Below are 16,996 nucleotides of genomic sequence, written 5' to 3' on the forward strand. Positions count from 1 at the left end.
GATGTGGTCCGGTGGTGAGCGTGAGGGGGAGTATCAGCATGGCCAGACAGCCGTCCGACGAGTCGCCCATATCTGACGACGAGTGGGAAAAGTTCCTCAAGGATGCGGAGCGGGAGACCCCGGACGCGGCGCCCAAGGAGCCGTCCGCCCGGGCGCGTATGGTCACCGCGCGGCTGCGGGAGCAGGAGGCGCGGGGAGAGGCGCCCGCAGGGTGGCGCACCGGGCCCGCCCGGCCGGAGGTGCGTACCGCTCGGCGCCGGCGGATGTGGGCGGTCATCGGAGTCCCTGTCGCGGTCGTGGTCGCGCTGGTCGCGGTGAGGCCGTCGCTGCTGCCCGGGAACCCCTTCGGATCCGGCGCCCCGGCCGACTCCGCCGCCTCCCCGCTGCCCGCCGAAACCGGCCGCCCTACCGCGGCGCCCTCCGCCATGGCCCCGGACACCCCCACCCTCGCCGACCCGTTCGCCGGCTCACCGGCCAAGCAGTACGCCGACGGCGCGGCCGGGATCCTTGCGCCAAGGGCCACCGCGGTCGGCAAGTTCTCGAAGGACCAGGTCGCGCAAGCCCTCCAGCAGACACGGGAGTTGCTGGTCGACGCCAACCTCGACCCGGCCACGCTGCGCGGCGGGCGTCCCGAGACCGCGCTCGGTGTGCTCGACACCCGGCAGCCGGAGCTGGTCGAGCTGCTGAACACCTCGCTGCGCAAGCCCGACAAGAACCACGACCCGCTGACGATGTTCAGCCGCTTCGACCCCACCGAGGTACGGCTGGTCGGTGACGTGGTCAAAACCCGCGGGCGGATGACCTTCGCGGGCGGCAAGGAGGGCTCGGTGGTCGTGCACGCCGACTACACCTTCGTCTACCCGCTGGTGAAGGCGGCGGACGGCGCGACCGAGGTGGCCCGTACCGTCGTACGACGCCTGCTCGACGTCCAGCTCCTCGACCCGAGCCGCTATCAGGTCACCCCGGGGAAGCTCAGCGTGCAGAGCTACGACCAGGAGATCGGCAACTCCGCCTGCGACCTCTACGACGGCTTCCTCCACCCCGACTTCGACTCGGACGCCCCCGTGGGCCCCTCGCCCTCCGGATCGGCCGTCGACCCCTACGACCGCAGCCGCACCCCGGACCCGAACCGCGAGGAGTCCTGCGGAACCGTCACCCGCACCTGAGCACCTTCGCGAGGGGCGCGGCGGGCGGCGCGATCACAGCGGCGCCTGCCACGTCACCGTCGTTCCCGTGCCGTCGCCGTTGTCCGTCGTGCCGTCGTCGTACACCGTCAGCCGCACGCCGGGGCGGTTGCCCTCGGGGAGGGTGGTTGTGGCGTCGATGGTGATGTCGATGCGGGAGACGTGGGGGCGGTGGGAGGCGGTGGTGAGGGCTCGGCGGAGGGCGGTGAGGAGGTGGGTGGCCGTGTTGTTCGGGATGAGGTTGTCCACGGGGCCGGTGAAGTGGGTGGACGGCTGGAATCCGAGCAGGGCGGCGGCGCCCGCCGCTTCGCGAAGTACCTTGCCGCGGAAGGTGGTTGGCGCCTCGGCGGGCGGCTGCTGGAGCGCGAAGATCGTCGTACGGACCTCCTGGATCGTCGACTGGAGTTCGTCGACCGCCCGGCCGAGGGTCTCCTGGACGTCCTCCGCCCCGCCGCGGCGCCGGGTGGACTCCAGCATCAGGCCGGTGGCGAACAGCCGTTGGACGACGAGGTCGTGCAGGTCGCGGGCGATGCGGTCGCGGTCCTCGTAGACCGCGAGGCGTTCGCGGCGGTGCCGGGTGTCGGCGAGGACGAGGGCGAGGGCGGCCTGGGAGGCGAACTGCGTGGCGAGGAGCCGCTCGACGGCCGTGTACGGGCGGTCGCCGCGGCGGCGGGGCAGGGCGAGGGTGCCGATCAGACGGCCGTCGGCCTGGAGCGGCAGCATCATGCTGGGGCCGAACCGGTGCCGTACATGCGTCGTCATGCGCGGGTCGGACGCCGAGTCCTCGACGAACACCGGCTCCCCGCCCAGGAGTTGTTCCAGGACCGGGCTGCCGGGCTCGATGGTCGTGCCGACGATGTCGCCGGGATCCTCGTACGTCGACGCCGTCACGATCTCCATGCCGCCCTCTGCGGTCGGCTGGAGGATGACGCCCGCTACGGCGTCGGCGAGGAGACGGGCCCGTTCGGCGACCGTCATCAGCGCGTCGGCGGCGGTCTCCCCGCTGAGCAGCGCGGTCGTGACGGCGCCGGCGCCGTCGATCCAGCGCTCGCGCTGCCGTGCCGTCTCGTACAGCCGGGCGTTGCCGATCGCGATACCGGCCTGCACGGCGAGGACCCGCAGCAGCTGCTCGTCCTCGCGGGTGAACGGGTTGCCGTCGCGCTTCTGGGCGAGGTGGAGGTTCCCGAACTCCTCGTCCTGCACACGGACCGGCACCCTGACCGTGTCGGACGGATGGGGACCGTCGCCCCCGTCCTGCACGGGCACCAGTGCCGCGAACCGGGCGCCGGTGAGTTCGGCGGCACAGTCCACTATGTGCTGGAGCGTGGTGCGCAGTTCGAGGTCGGTGCCGACACCGAGGACGGCTTCGAGGAGCGCCGGCAGGGAGTCCTCGGGCACGGTCAGTTCGTCGACGTGTCGAGCGCCAGCGGCTCGATCTTGCCCTCCAGCATGTAGCCGAGACCCTGTACGGCACATACGTCGGGCCGTTCCGCGATGTGCACCGGCATACCGGTGAACTGCCGCAGCATCTGGTCGAGTCCGGGCAGCAGCGCGCTTCCGCCGACCATCGTGATCCCGCGGTCGGCGAGGTCGGCCACCAGGTCGGGCGGGCAGTCCCGCAGCACCTTGCCGATGCCGTCGAGCACGGCCGTCAGCGGGGTCGTGATGCATTCGCGTACGGCGGCGGTGTCGACCTGTACAGAACGGGCCAGACCGGTGGCGACGTCACGTCCGTGGATCTCGGTGGAGGTGGGCCCGTGGGGCGTGAGCCCGTTGCCGGAGAGGGCGAGTTGCAGCGGCCGTACGGACTGGCTCGGCAGCATCAGTTCGTGCTCGTGCCGCAGGTGCTGCACGATTGCGTGGTCGACCGCCTCGCCGCCCACGGAGATCCGCTCGGCGGTCACGATCGAACCCAGCGAGAGTACGGCGATCTGCGTGGCCGCCGCCCCGCACACCAGCACCATCGTGGCCTCCGGCTGCTCGACGGGCAGCCCGCAGCCGACGGCCGCGGCGATCAGCGTGTCCACCAGCTCGACCCGCCGGGCACCCAGCCCGACCAGCGTCTCGATCGTCGCCCGCTGGGCCAGCGGGTCCGCGTCGTGCGGAGTGCAGGCGGCGGCACGCAGTATCGGCTTGCGGCGCAGCGAACGGCGGATCTTGTCACCGAGCAGATGCCGCAGCATCCGCTGCGCCATCTCGATGTCGACGACGCTGCCGCCTGACACGGGTCGCACGACCCGGATGTAGTGCGGCGTACGGCCCGTCATCTTCTCCGCGAACTCCCCGACCGCGATCAGCGCCCCGGTCTTGGTGTTCACGGCCGCCGCCGACGGCTGGTCGACGACGAGCCCGGCGCCCTTCACATAGACCCGGGTCCGTGCCGCCCCCAGGTCGACGGCGAGATGGCAGCGGCGCAACTGCCCCAGACTTTCGGTCACGGCAGATCCTCCCGAGTGCAGACCGTGGCGGCCGCCGGGTGGGGTGGCCGGGCCTCGTTTCGCGGGCCGCCGGACGGCGAACCTCTCCCTGGCATCGTGCGGGGGCGGAGGTGGGGGGCGCCTGTTGTGGGGGGCCGGGCGGGGTGCGGCTGGACGGGTGATTTCTGACGGTTGTGCGGCGCGTCGCCTCCCTCGGACGGGAAGCGGCGCCATCATCCGGGCCTTCAGGAACGCCCGGTGTCCGTAACACCTCGGATCACGCCCAGCTCTACCAAGTCCTGAGGCCGGATCCGGAGTTGGTCCGCCGTCGCCTCGACCTCGGCCGGCGGGCGCTTCAGGATCGCCGCCGCGAGCTCCGGTGCGATCACCGAGAAGTAACTGTCCGGCGTGGCCCAGGTGTTGCCGGGCGCCGCCAGCGCCAGCGCGCCGCCCGAGCCGCCCTCGCCGATGAGGAGGCTGGTGATCGGCGTCCGTGCGGCCGCCACCGCGGCGAACAGATCCGCGACGGCGCCGCCCACGCCCTGCCGCTCCGCCTCCGCGTCGTTCGCCGCACCGGGGGTGTCGACGAGGGTCAGCACGGGGATGCCGAGCCGGTCGGCGAGACGGATCAGCCGGGCGGCCGTACGGTAACCGGCCGGCCGCGTCGCCGTCCCGGCCTGCGCCGCATACGCGACCGTACGCCCGTCATGCTCGCCGAACCCGCAGAGCATCCCCGCGTCGGTGCCACCGCAACGGTCGCCGGCGAGGGCGACTCGGTGGGTGAAATAGGCGTCCAAGTAGGCCTTGGCGCGGGGGCGTTGAGGGGAACGGGCGCGCTGGACGGCGTTCCAGCCCGTGGGCGGGAGGGGTGGGGTGTCGGTGAGGGAGGGGGGTTGTGGGGTGCGGCTGGTGTGGGGGGTTTGGTGTGTGCTGCCGTCCGTGGCCCCGACCTCCGCCGCGCCCGGTGCCCGTGGCACCGGCGCCGCCTGTGTCGACGATCCCGTCAGCAGCCTCAGCCATCGTCCCAGTGTCTTCCGCAGTTCCTCCGGTCGTACGACCGTGTCCGCCGCGCCCGCTGCCACCTGCGCCTCTGCCGTGTACGCGGCGGGGTCGGCGTTCGGTGGGCGGACGCGGGAGCCGGCGAAGCCGACCTGGGCGCCGGGCAGGGCGAGGATGATGTCGGCGCCCGCGCCGAGGGTGGCCCAGCCGCCGCCGGTCGTCGGGTCGCGGAGCACGGCGATCTGGGGCAGGCCCGCCTCGCGGGTGAGGACGGACTGCCGGGCCACGCGCTGGAGTTGGGTGAGTGCGAGCATGCCCTCCTGCATCCGGCTGCCGCCGGTGGCGACGAGCGGGACGACCGGGAGGCGGTGGGCGCGGGCGTGTGCGTACGCCGCCTCCAGCCGGTCGCCGGTGCGCTCGCCCAACGAGCCGCCCAGGAAGCCGAACTCGAAGGCGAGCAGGGCCGCGCGCGTGCCCTCGACGTGTGCCGTGCCGCAGACGACGGACTCCTGCTCGCCGGTGCGTTCGGCGGCGCGGGCGCGCGAGGCGTCGTAGCCGTGCCAGGAGAGCGGGCCGTCGGGCCCGGACTCCCTTGCAGGGGGCGGGAGTTCGGTGAAGTCGTCGGTGACGAGGGCGATCGTCTCGCGTGCGGAGAGACCGTCAGCCACGAGGCAGCGCCCGCTTCATGATCTTCCCCATGTCGTTGCGGGGGAGGGCGTCGAGGTGGTGGACGACGCGCGGCCGCTTGTGCGGGGCGAGGCGGCGGGCCACGTGGTCGGCCAACTCCTCGATGGCGGGCGGGGATTGGGGGTCCGCCGGAACGATCCAGGCGACGATCCGCTCGCCGAGGTCGGCGTCGGGCTCACCGGTGACCGCGGCCTCCCGCACGCCGTGGTGCTCCAGCAGTGCGTTCTCGATCTCGCCCGCCCCGATCTTGTAACCCCCGCTCTTGATCAGGTCGGTGGCCTTGCGGCCGACGATCCGGACATAGCCGTCGGGGTCCCGCACCGCCATGTCGCCGGTGCGGAACCAGCCGTCGGCCGTGAAGGCGGCGGCCGTCGCGTCCGGCCGGTTGAGGTACTCGGTGAACAGGTTCGGCCCGCGCACCTGGATCTCGCCCACCGTCTCGCCGTCGTACGACGTGATCGGCGCCCCGTCCTCCTCGACGAGCCGCAGCTCGACACCGGGCAGCGGTACGCCCACCGTCCCCGCCCGCGGCTCCCCGTCGGCCCGCACGCTGGTGTTCATCAGCGTCTCCGTCATGCCGTACCGCTCGATCACCCGGCGTCCCGTCGCCGCCGCGATCCGCTCGTGGTCGTGCACGGGCAGCGCGGCCGACCCGGAGACGAGCAGCCGGGCACGGGCGAGGGCCTTCGCCAACTCCGGGTCGTCGGGGAGGGTTTGGGCGATGCGGTGGTACATCGTCGGTACGCCGAACAGCATGGTCGCGCCGTCGTTCAGCTCGCGTGTCACACCGTCCGTGGTGAAGCGGCCGAGATGGCGCACGGATCCGCCGCGGCGCAGCGGGCCGAGGATGCCCAGGACGAGACCGTGCACGTGGAACAGGGGGAGACCGTGGACCAGTACGTCGTCGCCGGTCCACTGCCAGGCGTCGGCGAGCGCGTCCAGGGTGGTGGCGATCGCGCGGCGCGGGAGGACGGCGCCCTTGGGCGGGCCGGTGGTGCCGGAGGTGTAGACGACGAGGGCCGCGTCCTCCGGGGAGACCGAGGGGGCGGGGGTGGGGGCGGGGGTGCCGGTGGCTTGCGTCGCCTGTACGTCGATGCGCGGCAAGTCGCCCAGCGGGGAGGGGAGTTCGGTGCCCGGGGCGGTCAGTACGGCCGACGGGGCGCTGTCGGCCAGGATGTGCCCGAGCTCCTTCTCGCCCGACTTCGGGTTCAGTGGTACGACGGCCACCCCGGCCTCCAGCGCCGCCACCACGGCGACGGCCGTCTCCAGCGCCGGGGTAGCCCACACGGCCACCCGTCCCGCGCCCCGGATTCTCCCGGCCGTCACGCCCGCCGCGGCGGCGAGCTGCCCGTAGGTCAGGGAGCGGTCGCCGAACCGCAGCGCGGGCCGGTCGGTCGGGCCCTCGGTCAGAGCGGAGAAGAGAGAGGACACGCGTCGTACTCCTGTCTGTTGTGTCACTGAGCCGGCGGGTACGGGACCTACCGGGACCTATCGGGACCTACCCCCAGCCGGGCACGACCAGCACCAGCCACACCACCGCCGGTACCGTCGCCACCACGATCCCTCCGTACACCATCAGCTGCCTAAAGAATCGCTCGCGGTCCACGTCGGGCGCGGCGGCCAGCACCAGCGCGCCGTTCGTCGAGAACGGGCTGACGTCCACGACCGTCGCCGACACCGCGAACGCCGCCACCATCCCGACCGCCCCGATCTCCCCCTCCGCCAGGAACGGCACCGCGAGCGGAATCAGCGCGCCCATGATCCCCACGGACGAGGCGAACGCCGAGACGATCGCGCCGATGTAGCACAGCAGCACGGCGGACAGCAGCGGGACGCCGATGTCGCTGACGCCCTCGCCGGCCCAGGTGATCGTGCCCATCTCCTGGAGCACGCCGACGTAGGTGAGGACACCGCAGATCACCAGGACCGTGGGCCAAGCGATCTGCCCGACCGCCTTCTTGCTGTCCTCCGGCCAGGCGGCGCTGAGGACCACGGCGAGGGTGATCGCGGTCAGACCCGCGTCGAGATCGAAGGCGAGCACGGCGACGACGAGGGCGACCAGGGCGACGAGGGTGGTGATCCGGGCGGGGGTGAGGCGGACGTCGTCGGGGGCGTCGGGGCGGGTGACCACGGCGGTTGTGGTGGGGGCGGGGGAGGTGCCCGTACCTTCGGGCGCCGGGCCCTGCTTCCCCGTACCGCTGCTGCTGCTGCCGGTGCCGCTGCCCTCGGGGCCATCCGCATCGGCCCCGGTCTCCAACGGCACCGCGCCCTGCGCCCACAGCTTCAGCCCGCCGAAGAGGACGAACACCACGGCCGCGATGGCGAGGTTGACGAAGAGCGAGGCGAGGAAGAGGGCGAGTTCGTTGCCGGGGAGCTTCTCGCGCTCCACGATCCCGTTGACGATAGAACCGTAGATGCTGATCGGCGAGAAGCCGCCGGCCTGGGCGCCGTGCACCACCATCGCGCCCATCAGCAGTGGGCTGATCCCGTAGCGGGAGGCGAAGCTCAGCGCGATGGGCGCGACGATCGCGACCGCGGCCGGACTGACCGCGCCGATCGCGGTGAGCGCCCCGGTGATCGCGAACATCACCCAGGGGATCAGCGCCACCCGCCCCCGTACGAGCCGGATGGCCGCATGCACCAGCCAGTCGGTGGTGCCGTTGGCCCGCGCGATCGCGAACAGATACGTCACGCCGACGAGGACGACGAACAGGTCCCCGGGGAAGCCGGCGAAGATGCCGTCCGCGTCGAGGTCGGCGACGAGCTCGCCCACCACGAAGGCGGCGGCGAAGGCGAGCGCGCCCATGTTGATGGAACGCGTGGTGGCGATGACGAACACCACGACGAGCACGAGGATCGAGATGAGCTCGGAGGACATACGGGCTCCCGTCTTTGGGTCCCGGAGCGGTGGGGGTGGGGCTGGTTGGGGTGAGTGGTGGGGCTGATTGGGGGAGTGGTGGGGCTGGGCTGGGACGAGTGGTCGGCCTGGCCGGGATGAGTGGTCGAGTGGCTGAGCCACTTGGCCTCTGTTGGCTCGATAGCGTGGGCCCGGTCGCCGGGCGCGTCAAGGGGTCTCGCGTAAATTGGCTGAGCCACTCTTCCACTCGACCATTGATCCACTGGGCCACTGATCCACTCGACCACCCGGTGTTACTCTCCCCAAGAGAGGGGGGACCCCGTGACCGATGCCCTGCGCCCCATGACCAAGCAGCGCCTCTACGAGCAGGTACTCGACCGCCTCCGTGACTACGTGACCGAGGGCGGCCTCAAGGCCGGCGACCGTCTCCCGCCCGAGCGCGACCTCGCCCAACGCCTGGGCGTCAGCCGGGCCTCGGTCAAGCAGGCCATCGTGGTCCTGGAGGTACAGGGCCTGGTGGAGGCGCGGCACGGGGGCGGCACGTACCTCGTCCGGGACAGCCTCGACGTCGAGCCCGTGGAGAAGCTGGTCGAGCGCCGACAGCGCCTCCCCGATGTCCTCGACGCCCGCGAGGCCCTGGAGACCAAACTCGCCGAACTGGCCGCAGAGCGCCGCACGGAGGAGGACCTGACGGCGATGCGTCAGGCGCTCGCCCACATGGCCGAGGAGATCGAGCAGGGCCGGCACGGCGTCGACGGCGACCGCCTGTTCCACGCGGCGGTCACCGCGGCCGCGCACAGCAGCATCCTCGCCGAGTTCATGCGCTCCATCTCCGACCAGATCGCCGAGAGCCGCACCGAGTCCCTCCGCCAGCCCGGCCGCCCCACCCGCTCGTACGCCCAGCACGAGGCCATCCTCGACGCGATCACCGACCGCCGCGCGGGAGCGGCCGCCGCGGCGATGCGGCGGCATGTCCGGACAGTGGCGAAGGTGCGGTTGCTGGACTGGGATCCGGGCGAGGGGGAGTAGCCGCGAGGCTCCAGCCCAGGCCGACTCGGCCCGCTGATCCCCCTACGCCCGACTAACGGCGCTCTCCGCACACAGCGTTCTCGATCATGGCGTACGTCGCCTTGTCCTGCTCCGCGGAGCGCTCCTGGTCGCCGAAGCGGGTGGTGAAGACGGCAGCGGCGGCGGAGACGTCGCCGTCCGGGGTGACGGCGGCCTCGGAGATGGTGCCGAAGGAGGTGCCGCCGTGGTACCAGACGCCCGCGTCGCAGCCCGCGACCGGCCGCCAGGCGATGCCGAGTCCGTAGCGGGCCTTGTCGCCGCCGGAGAAGTCGGGTGCGGGCACGGTGGTGCGCATCTGCTCCAGCTGCTCGGCCGGCAGCAACCTGCCGTCCATCAGGGCCCGGAGGAAGGTGTTCATGTCGGTGGTGGTGCTGACGATGCCGCCGTCCGCACCGCCGTCCACCTGGAGCGTGGTGTCGGTGAGGTCGTCGCGTCCGGGGAACTGGAGGTAGGCGGTGGCGGTGGGCAGTGGGATGTAGGCGGAGGTGCCCATGGTCAGGGTGTGGCGCAGACCGAGCGGCTCGATGATCCCCTCGTGGACCGCCTGCTCCCAGGGGCGTCCGGTGGCCCGCTCGACGATCATGCCGATCAGCACGTAGTTGGTGTTGGAGTACGCCCACCGGGTCTCGGACCCGGGATCCCCGGCGTCCGGCAGCCAGCCGGGAGCGCGCGTCATGGCCAACGCGACCTGTTCGGCGGGGGTGCGCGCCGTGAACCGTTTCGCGCGGTAGTTCTCGGGCGTCAGTTCCGCGGGGTCGCTGAACAGCACGTCCGTGTAGTTCGGCAGGCCGCTGGTGTGCTGGAGCAGATTGCGGACGGTGACACGGCTCCCGTCGTTGCCGTTGCCGGTCACCACCCCGGGCAGCCACTTCTCGACGGTGTCGTCGAGGCTCAACTCGCCCTCGGCCACCAGCTGGAGAGCGACCACGGCCACGAAGGTCTTGGTGTCGCTGCCGATCCGGTAGTACGCGTCGAACGGGACCCTCCCACCCTGTTCCAGATCCCGCACACCCGCCCTCGCCTCACGGTTCCGCCCGCCGGCGTCCCGCGCCTGCACGATCAGACCGGAGGCGCCGGTGTCCCGCACCGCAGCGGCATCCCGCTGCAACCGGCCGTCGATCGCCGGGCCGGCGTCGCCGCCCAGCGCCCAGGCCGCCGAGCCGAGCACGGCGGTGATTCCGACTGCTACGACACCGGCCACGGCCAGTGCCACCCTCGGCCGGGCCAGCCGGCCCAACTGTTTCCGCACGGTCATCAACACACCTGGGACGCTACGCAGCGCCAATCCGCAGGCCCATCCGGCAGCCCCGAACCTCGAAGCTGGGGGTAGCCCCACCCACCGCCCGGTCGACCGGCTGCCCTGTCCGTGAACCCGAATGGGTTATCGTGCGTCCTCGACCTCGACTGTTCGCGAACGGGAAGCAGAGAAGGGTGACTGTCTCGGTGTCCGATCTTGGACGGCTCGTCGCCGGCCGGTACCTGCTGGTGGAGCGGGTGGGCAGTGGCGGCATGGGCACCGTGTGGCGGGCCGAGGACAAGCTGCTCGGCCGCCATGTCGCCGTGAAGAAGCTGCACATTCCGCCGCACCTGCATGACGACGAGGTCCACACGCTCCACGAGCGCACCCGCCGTGAGGCCCGCAGCGCCGCCCGGATCACCCACCCCAACGTGATCGTGGTGCACGACGTCGTCGACGACGAGGGCCTGCCGTGCATCGTCATGGAGTACGTCCCTTCGGTCACGTTGAGTGACGTCATGAAGCGGATGGGCGCGCTGCCGCCCGAAGAAGCGGCCCGGATCGGGCTGGCCATGGCCGCGGCCCTGCGTGCCGCCCACGACGCCGGGGTCCTGCACCGGGACGTCAAACCCGCCAACGTGCTGCTCGGCAACGGCGGGCGGATCGTCCTCACCGACTTCGGGATCGCCATGGAGTCGGGAACGTCCTCACTGACCAAGCCCGGCGAGCTGATCGGCTCCATCCGCTATCTCTCGCCCGAACGTCTCCGGGGCGCCGAGCCCGGCCCCGCCAGTGACCTGTGGGCGCTGGGGGCGACGCTGTACCAGGCGGTCGAGGGGCGGCACCCGTTCGGCCGCGACACCCCGATCGAGACCGCGTACGCCATCGCAACGGATCCGTACGAGTCACCGCGCAACGCCCGGGACCTGGCCCCGGTGATCGAGGGTCTGCTCGTCAAGGAACCCGAGCAGCGCATGGACGTTCACGAGGTCGAACGCCGCCTGGGCGAGGTGACCGGCACACGCACCGCCCACCTCGATCCGCCCACGCGGTCGGACCGTGCCGGCACCCCCTCCGCTCCCGCCTCCCCTCCCGCACGAACGGGCAGCGCCAACCCTCGGCGCGCGGTGGTGCGGTCGGTCGTGGCCGTGGCCCTCGCCGCCGCCGTGACGGGCGGCGCGCTGTGGTGGGTCAAGGGCGGTGCCGATGAGCCGAGTTCCCGCCCGTCCGGGTCCAGTGCCTCCGCCTCCGCTTCTCCCGGCGCCGGCTCCACCCCGCCGCCCGTGCCCGCCGGATATCACCTCGAGAAGGCGGGCGACGGCTTCTCCGTGCCCGTACGGGACGGCTGGACCCGGCAGACGCTGGCCGGCGGCGAAGTCGTCTACATCGACCCGTCCGGCCTGGTGGGGCTCAGGGTCAACGTCGTCGAGTTCGCAGGCACCGATCCGCTGCGGCACTGGCGCGAGACGGAAGAGGAGCAGACCGCCCGCGACAACCCCGGCTATGAACGGGTGCGGATGGCCGAGACGACCTTCCGCGGACGACCCGCCGGGTACTGGGAGTTCACCTTCGACGGCAGAGCGCGGAAGTACCGGGCGGCGGAGTTGGCGTTCTCCAGCACCGAGGGCACCCAGTACGTGGTCTACCTCTCCGCGCCGAACGCGCAATGGCACAAGTACCGACCGGTCTTCGACACCGCCGCCAACGGAGTTCGCGTCAGCGACAACGGCTGACGGCACCGTCCCGCCTCCGCAATTTGGGCATGAACACGACATAAAAGTGTTACGCCGCTGAAGGGGCAGTGTCACAGCGGTCACCGAGGCTGGTGCATCGCACAACAATCGCACCACGCACAACACATCAGGTCCTCCCCCCACATCCGAACAGGATTGGACCCACATACATGCACACCCAACTGAGGCGCGCACCCGCGCCCCGGGACGCTGTGGCCTGCCCTCCGACGGAGGCGGCCGGACGTGTTCTCACGGTCGGTACCCCCGGCCCGAGGCGCGAACGGCTCACCCGCACCCTCGAATCGACCGGCTACGAAGTCGTCCACGCCCTGCCCGGTGACGTGAACCGGCAGGTCCGCCAGGCCCCGCCGGACGCGATCGTCGCGCTCGACGAGTACGCCCGGGGCGTCGACGTCGTCCGGGAGATCCGTACCGCCCCCGAGGGACAGACCGTCCCGCTGCTCATGGTCACCGACGGTAGCCGACCGGCCGCCGTGGCCGACCTGTTGACCCACGGCGCCGACGACTGCGTACCGGACGCCTCCGACCCGTTGGAACTGTCCGCGCGCATCACCGCCAAGCTCAACCGAGTCCCGGTACCCGTCGAACGGCTGGCCCTGGACCCGCGTACGGGCCTGTACTCCGCGCCCCACTTCCGCGCCGAACTCGACCGTGAACTCCGCCGCCCGGTCACCGGCCGGCGCGCCGGGGTCCTCGCCGTCGTCCAGGTCGCCGAAATGGCCACGCTGGAGGAGCGGTTCGGGCCGCGGGTCCGGCAGGAGGTGGCCGAGCGGCTCGCGCAGGTCGTCGAGCGGCTCGGCGGCGGCTGCGACCGGCTCGGCCGGGACGAGGACGGGCGGCTGCTGGTCCTGATGCCGGCCCTCGACGAGGAGACGGCCCGGCGCCGGCTGCACCAGTTCGCGACCACCGCGGCGGGCACCCGGTTCGTCGTGGCCGACGAGAACGTACGGCTGACCCCGGCCGTCGGCTGGGTCCCACTGGCCGATCAGGACGGCGAGGCAGGCCACGTCACGGCCCAGTCCGTCGCCGCGGTCGCCGAGGCGCTGCGCCACCGGGACCTGCGGCCCGTCCGCTACGAACCGTGGATGCGGGCCAGCACCCCGCACCGCCGTCGACGCCGCCCTCGTATACGGCCGTTGCTGCTCGCGACGTCCCCGCTGCTGGCCCTGCTGGTCGGCATCGGCGCCCCTTTCCTGCTCTACGAGCAGACGTACGACGTGCTCGGCTGGGACCTCGCCGGAGTCGTGTACTGGGTGGTGGTGGCCGGGCTGCTGCTGTCGGCGGCGCTGATCATCCTGGAGTGCCTCTTCTCGCTCGACGCGCCCGGACGGCCCGCCGAGCCCGGGCAGCCGTATCCGCCCGCGAGTGCCGTCATCGCCGCGTATCTGCCGAACGAGGCGGCGACGATCGTCGACACCGTCGGGTCGTTCCTGAGCCTCGACTACCCCGGCGACCTGGAGATCGTCCTCGCGTACAACACGCCGCATCCGCTGCCGGTCGAGGACACCCTGCGGGCCGTCGCCGCCCGTGACCCGCGCCTGGTCCTGCTCCAGGTGCCGGGCAGCACCTCCAAGGCGCAGAACATCAACGCCGCCGTCACCCACGTACGCGGCGAGTTCGTCGGGATCTTCGACGCCGACCACCATCCCGCGCCGGACGCCTTCCGGCACGCCTGGGACTGGCTGTCCAACGGCCACGACGTCGTGCAGGGCCACTGTGTGATCCGCAACGGCGACGGCTCCTGGGTGGCGCGGCAGGTGGCCGCCGAGTTCGAGGCGATCTACGCGGTCAGCCATCCCGGCCGGGCCCGGATGTACGGCTTCGGCATCTTCGGCGGCTCCAACGGCTTCTGGCGCACCGACGTCCTCGCCCGTACCCGCATGCACGGCTCGATGCTGACCGAGGACATCGATTCGACGCTACGCGCGTTGACCCAGGGCGCGCGGATCGCCGTGGACCGGACGCTGATCTCCCGGGAGTTGGCGCCGACGACCCTGCGTCCGCTGTGGAACCAGCGCTCGCGCTGGGCGCAGGGCTGGCTCCAGGTGTCGCTGCGCCACCTGTGGCGGGCGCTGCGCTCGGACGCCTTCACCGCCCGCCAGAAAACAGGCCTGTTCGTGCTGCTCGGCTGGCGCGAGGTGCAGCCCTGGCTGACCCTCCAGATCCCCGCGATCCTGCTGCACTCCGTGTGGCGTGCGGGCGGCGTGGACCGGATCGACTGGGCGGTACCCACCTGCCTGCTCGCCGCCGCGTTCACCATCTCGGCCGGCGCGGTGCAGGCGGCGTTCGCGTGGCGGCTCGCCGTGCCCGAACTGCACCGCCGCCGCGGCTGGTTCTGGCGCTACCTGCTGGTGTCCACCGTCTTCTACACCCACTTCAAGAACATGGTGGCCCGCGAGTCACACCTCAAGGAGCTGCTGGGCGACCGCCGTTGGCGGGTCACGCCGCGTGCGGTGGCGAAGGCGGTGGCGCGATGACGGTGACAGAAGCTCCGCCCGAGACACGACCCGTACCCACCCGAACCCGCAAGCGCACCCGCACCCAGGAACTCCAGGGCGTCCGGGGCCTCGCCGCCCTCAGCACCGTCGCCTTCCATGTCTGGCAGCAGTACTACGTCTACGACGCGGCAGGCGGCCATCCCCCTGTCGACAACCCCCACTTGGCCGCGCTGCTCTCCCTTGAGGTCATCGACCTCTTCTTCGTGATGTCGGCGTACCTGCTCACGCTCCCGTACGCACGCGCCGCGATCGACGGCGAGGGCAGCGTCCGCACGGGCCGGGACTTCCTGTTCCGGCGGGCGATCCGGATCCTGCCGGTGTACGTGACGGCGGTGCTGGTCGTCTGGGCGAGCCGCAATCCGACCCTACCCGGCGACTGGCGCGACCTGCTCGAACACCTCACGTTCACGCACATCTTCGACCGCGAGCGGATCTTCTACACCCTGGGCCCGACCTGGTCCCTGTCCCTGGAGATCAGCTTCTACCTGGTCCTGATCGCCGTAGGCCCGCTCGCGATCCGCGCCTGCCACCGCCTGACCACCCGCCGGGCCCGCATCACGGCCTGCGCGGCGGGCTGCGCTGCCCTGTACACCTTCCCGTTGGTGTGGATCTCCCTGGCCCACTACGTCCTCGGCATCCCGCACACCGACTGGCCCGTCTACTTCGGCCCGCAGGCCCGCTTCGGCGGCTTCGCGGCCGGCATGGGCCTCGCGGTGCTGCTGGTCGCCGCGGAGGACCGCGGACGGCTGGGCGTGCGCACGGCGACGGCACTGACGGCGACCGCGGCAACCGGCCTGTACGCCCTGTCGTACATCGCCCACGCCACCGGCCCCGAGGGCTTCTGGCGCACGTACTACCACCCGCTGGCGGCCCTGCTCTGGTTCGCGCTGCTGTACGCCATCCTCCACAACAGCGTGCAACCACGCTGGCAGGGCGCCCTACGGGCCCGCTGGCTCACCGCCGTCGGGCTGATCAGCTACAGCCTGTACATCTGGCACGAGCCGGTCATGCTCTTCCTCTACGACACCGGCCTGCTCCCCTCCGAACACTCGAAGTCGGGCTTCCCCCTGGCCGTCGTGATCGTCACGATCATGGCCTTGCTCACGGCGACGGTGAGCTACTGGGCGGTGGAGTACCCGGGCAGCTTGCTGGCCAGGGCACGGGACCGGCGGGGGCGCTCGCGGGACTTCTACGGCTCCTGAACCGGAATCGCTGACCGCTGACCGCTCCGCGACCGGGATCACGTCCGTGAAATGGATTGTCCCGGCCGCGGGGCGCGAGGTTAGCCTGCGGGCGAGCCGAGCCGCAGAGAATTGGAGTCCCGCCGTGCCCCGAGTCGCCCTCGTCACCTACGACCCCCGACCGGAGCCCAGCAAGGACGCCGACCTCCCCGTACTGCTGCGGGCGCTGCGCGAGGCAGGGGCAGAGGCGGACGCCGTGCACTGGGACGACCCCGACGCCGACTGGGCCGCCTACGACCTCGCCGTCCTCCGCTCGACCTGGGACTACAGCTGGCGGGCGGACGAATTCCTGGCGTGGGCGCAGAAGTGCGCGGCCCTCACGCGGCTGGCGAATCCGGTCGAGATCGTGCGGTGGAACACCGACAAGCGGTACCTAGGGGACCTCGCGGCGGCCGGAGTGCCCGTCGTGCCGACGAGGTATCTCGCCCCCGGAGACACGGCCGACCTCCCGACCGACCACGAGTACGTCATCAAGCCCACCTCCGGCGCGGGCGCCCGCTACGCCGCCCGTTACACGCCCGACGACCACGACACGGCCCTACGTCACCTTGCGCGGATGCACGCCGAGGACCTCACGGCGATGGTGCAGCCGTACCTGACCGGCATAGACGTCAGCGGCGAGCGCGCCCTCCAGTTCTTCGGCGGCCACTTCCTCCACGCCAGCCGCAAGGGCGCGGTCCTGTCCCCCGGCACCGCGTACGACTCCACCAAGGTCGCCCACCCCGACCTCGAGCCCTGGACCCCGACCCCGACCGAACTCTCCGTCGCCGAACGAGCGTTGACCGCCGTACCGGAGCCGGCCGAGTTGCTGTACGCACGCGTGGACCTGGTCGACGGCCCCGACGGCGAACCATGCGTGATGGAACTGGAGCTGGTCGAGCCGAATCTGTTCCTGTTCCTGCATCCGGGGTCGGTGGCGGGTGTGGTCGAGGCGGTTCTGGCTGCGGCCGCTGGAAGCGGCCCTTCTGCTCGCGAGTGAGTCGTCCCGCGTGACCTCCACTGAGGTCCACCTGTGGACCGTCTCCGCAGGTGACAGACACGGCAACCCGAGGTC

The 16,996-nt window shown here is 71.8% G+C and carries 12 protein-coding genes; 6 read left to right on the plus strand and 6 right to left on the minus strand.

Annotation, left to right across the window (positions count from 1 at the left end):
• Window positions 1–38: 38 nt before the first annotated feature.
• Entirely contained in the window at window positions 39–1,166 is a 1,128-nt protein-coding gene (locus tag ACIHFB_RS08470; RefSeq protein ID WP_365278681.1) for a hypothetical protein, read from the plus strand.
• A 33-nt stretch (window positions 1,167–1,199) separates the two neighbouring features.
• On the opposite strand, the gene ACIHFB_RS08475 is transcribed toward ACIHFB_RS08470, so the two are convergent.
• The 5 genes from ACIHFB_RS08475 to ACIHFB_RS08495 form a co-directional block, all read right to left on the minus strand.
• A complete protein-coding gene (locus ACIHFB_RS08475; protein WP_400126754.1) occupies window positions 1,200–2,588 on the minus strand; it encodes a GAF domain-containing sensor histidine kinase in 1,389 nt (462 codons plus the stop codon).
• Entirely contained in the window at window positions 2,585–3,622 is a 1,038-nt protein-coding gene (locus tag ACIHFB_RS08480; RefSeq protein ID WP_365278676.1) for a rod shape-determining protein, read from the minus strand. The genes ACIHFB_RS08475 and ACIHFB_RS08480 overlap by 4 nt, the downstream gene beginning before the upstream one ends.
• A gap of 224 nt (window positions 3,623–3,846) precedes the next feature.
• Entirely contained in the window at window positions 3,847–5,268 is a 1,422-nt protein-coding gene (locus ACIHFB_RS08485; protein WP_365278673.1) for a carboxyl transferase domain-containing protein, read from the minus strand.
• Window positions 5,261–6,718 (minus strand): acyl-CoA synthetase, encoded by a 1,458-nt coding sequence (locus ACIHFB_RS08490; protein ID WP_400125991.1) that lies wholly within the window; start codon window positions 6,716–6,718, stop codon window positions 5,261–5,263. The genes ACIHFB_RS08485 and ACIHFB_RS08490 overlap by 8 nt, the downstream gene beginning before the upstream one ends.
• A 67-nt stretch (window positions 6,719–6,785) precedes the next feature.
• Window positions 6,786–8,165: an SLC13 family permease gene (locus tag ACIHFB_RS08495; protein WP_400125992.1), complete on the minus strand. Its 1,380-nt coding sequence runs from the start codon at window positions 8,163–8,165 to the stop codon at window positions 6,786–6,788.
• 300 nt (window positions 8,166–8,465) lie between these two features.
• Between ACIHFB_RS08495 and ACIHFB_RS08500 the strand changes: the two genes are divergently transcribed.
• Window positions 8,466–9,173 carry a FadR/GntR family transcriptional regulator gene (locus ACIHFB_RS08500; RefSeq protein ID WP_365278664.1) on the plus strand — a complete coding sequence of 236 codons (708 nt, stop codon included), beginning with the start codon at window positions 8,466–8,468 and terminating at the stop codon, window positions 9,171–9,173.
• Between the two features lie 52 nt (window positions 9,174–9,225).
• Here ACIHFB_RS08500 and ACIHFB_RS08505 read toward each other — a convergent pair whose 3' ends face one another.
• Complete coding sequence (locus ACIHFB_RS08505) at window positions 9,226–10,467, minus strand: serine hydrolase domain-containing protein (protein WP_365278661.1); 1,242 nt, start codon at window positions 10,465–10,467, stop codon at window positions 9,226–9,228.
• A 188-nt stretch (window positions 10,468–10,655) separates the two neighbouring features.
• Here ACIHFB_RS08505 and ACIHFB_RS08510 point away from each other — a divergent pair, with 188 nt between their 5' ends.
• The 4 genes from ACIHFB_RS08510 to ACIHFB_RS08525 all read left to right on the plus strand — a co-directional run bounded on the left by ACIHFB_RS08510 (window position 10,656) and on the right by ACIHFB_RS08525 (window position 16,921).
• On the plus strand, window positions 10,656–12,182 hold the full coding sequence (locus tag ACIHFB_RS08510) for a serine/threonine-protein kinase (RefSeq protein WP_400125995.1): 1,527 nt from the start codon (window positions 10,656–10,658) through the stop codon (window positions 12,180–12,182).
• 170 nt (window positions 12,183–12,352) lie between these two features.
• Window positions 12,353–14,680 (plus strand): glycosyltransferase, encoded by a 2,328-nt coding sequence (locus ACIHFB_RS08515; protein ID WP_400125997.1) that lies wholly within the window; start codon window positions 12,353–12,355, stop codon window positions 14,678–14,680.
• Window positions 14,677–15,903, plus strand: coding sequence for an acyltransferase family protein (locus ACIHFB_RS08520; RefSeq protein ID WP_400125999.1), 1,227 nt, complete (start codon window positions 14,677–14,679; stop codon window positions 15,901–15,903). Before ACIHFB_RS08515 ends, ACIHFB_RS08520 begins: the two co-directional genes overlap by 4 nt.
• A gap of 124 nt (window positions 15,904–16,027) precedes the next feature.
• Entirely contained in the window at window positions 16,028–16,921 is an 894-nt protein-coding gene (locus ACIHFB_RS08525; protein ID WP_400126001.1) for a RimK family alpha-L-glutamate ligase, read from the plus strand.
• Window positions 16,922–16,996: the final 75 nt, after the last annotated feature.

The organism is Streptomyces sp. NPDC051963, from assembly GCF_044593495.1.
Classification (GTDB): Bacteria; Actinomycetota; Actinomycetes; order Streptomycetales; family Streptomycetaceae; genus Streptomyces.

Excerpts from the sequence above, each read along its gene's own strand:
- ACIHFB_RS08470 (WP_365278681.1), top strand. The coding sequence starts at position 39 with ATGGCCAGACAGCCGTCCGACGAGTCGCCCATATCTGACGACGAGTGG.
- ACIHFB_RS08495 (WP_400125992.1), bottom strand. The coding sequence starts at position 8,165 with ATGTCCTCCGAGCTCATCTCGATCCTCGTGCTCGTCGTGGTGTTCGTC.
- ACIHFB_RS08505 (WP_365278661.1), bottom strand. The coding sequence starts at position 10,467 with ATGACCGTGCGGAAACAGTTGGGCCGGCTGGCCCGGCCGAGGGTGGCA.
- ACIHFB_RS08515 (WP_400125997.1), top strand. The coding sequence starts at position 12,353 with ATGCACACCCAACTGAGGCGCGCACCCGCGCCCCGGGACGCTGTGGCC.
- ACIHFB_RS08520 (WP_400125999.1), top strand. The coding sequence starts at position 14,677 with ATGACGGTGACAGAAGCTCCGCCCGAGACACGACCCGTACCCACCCGA.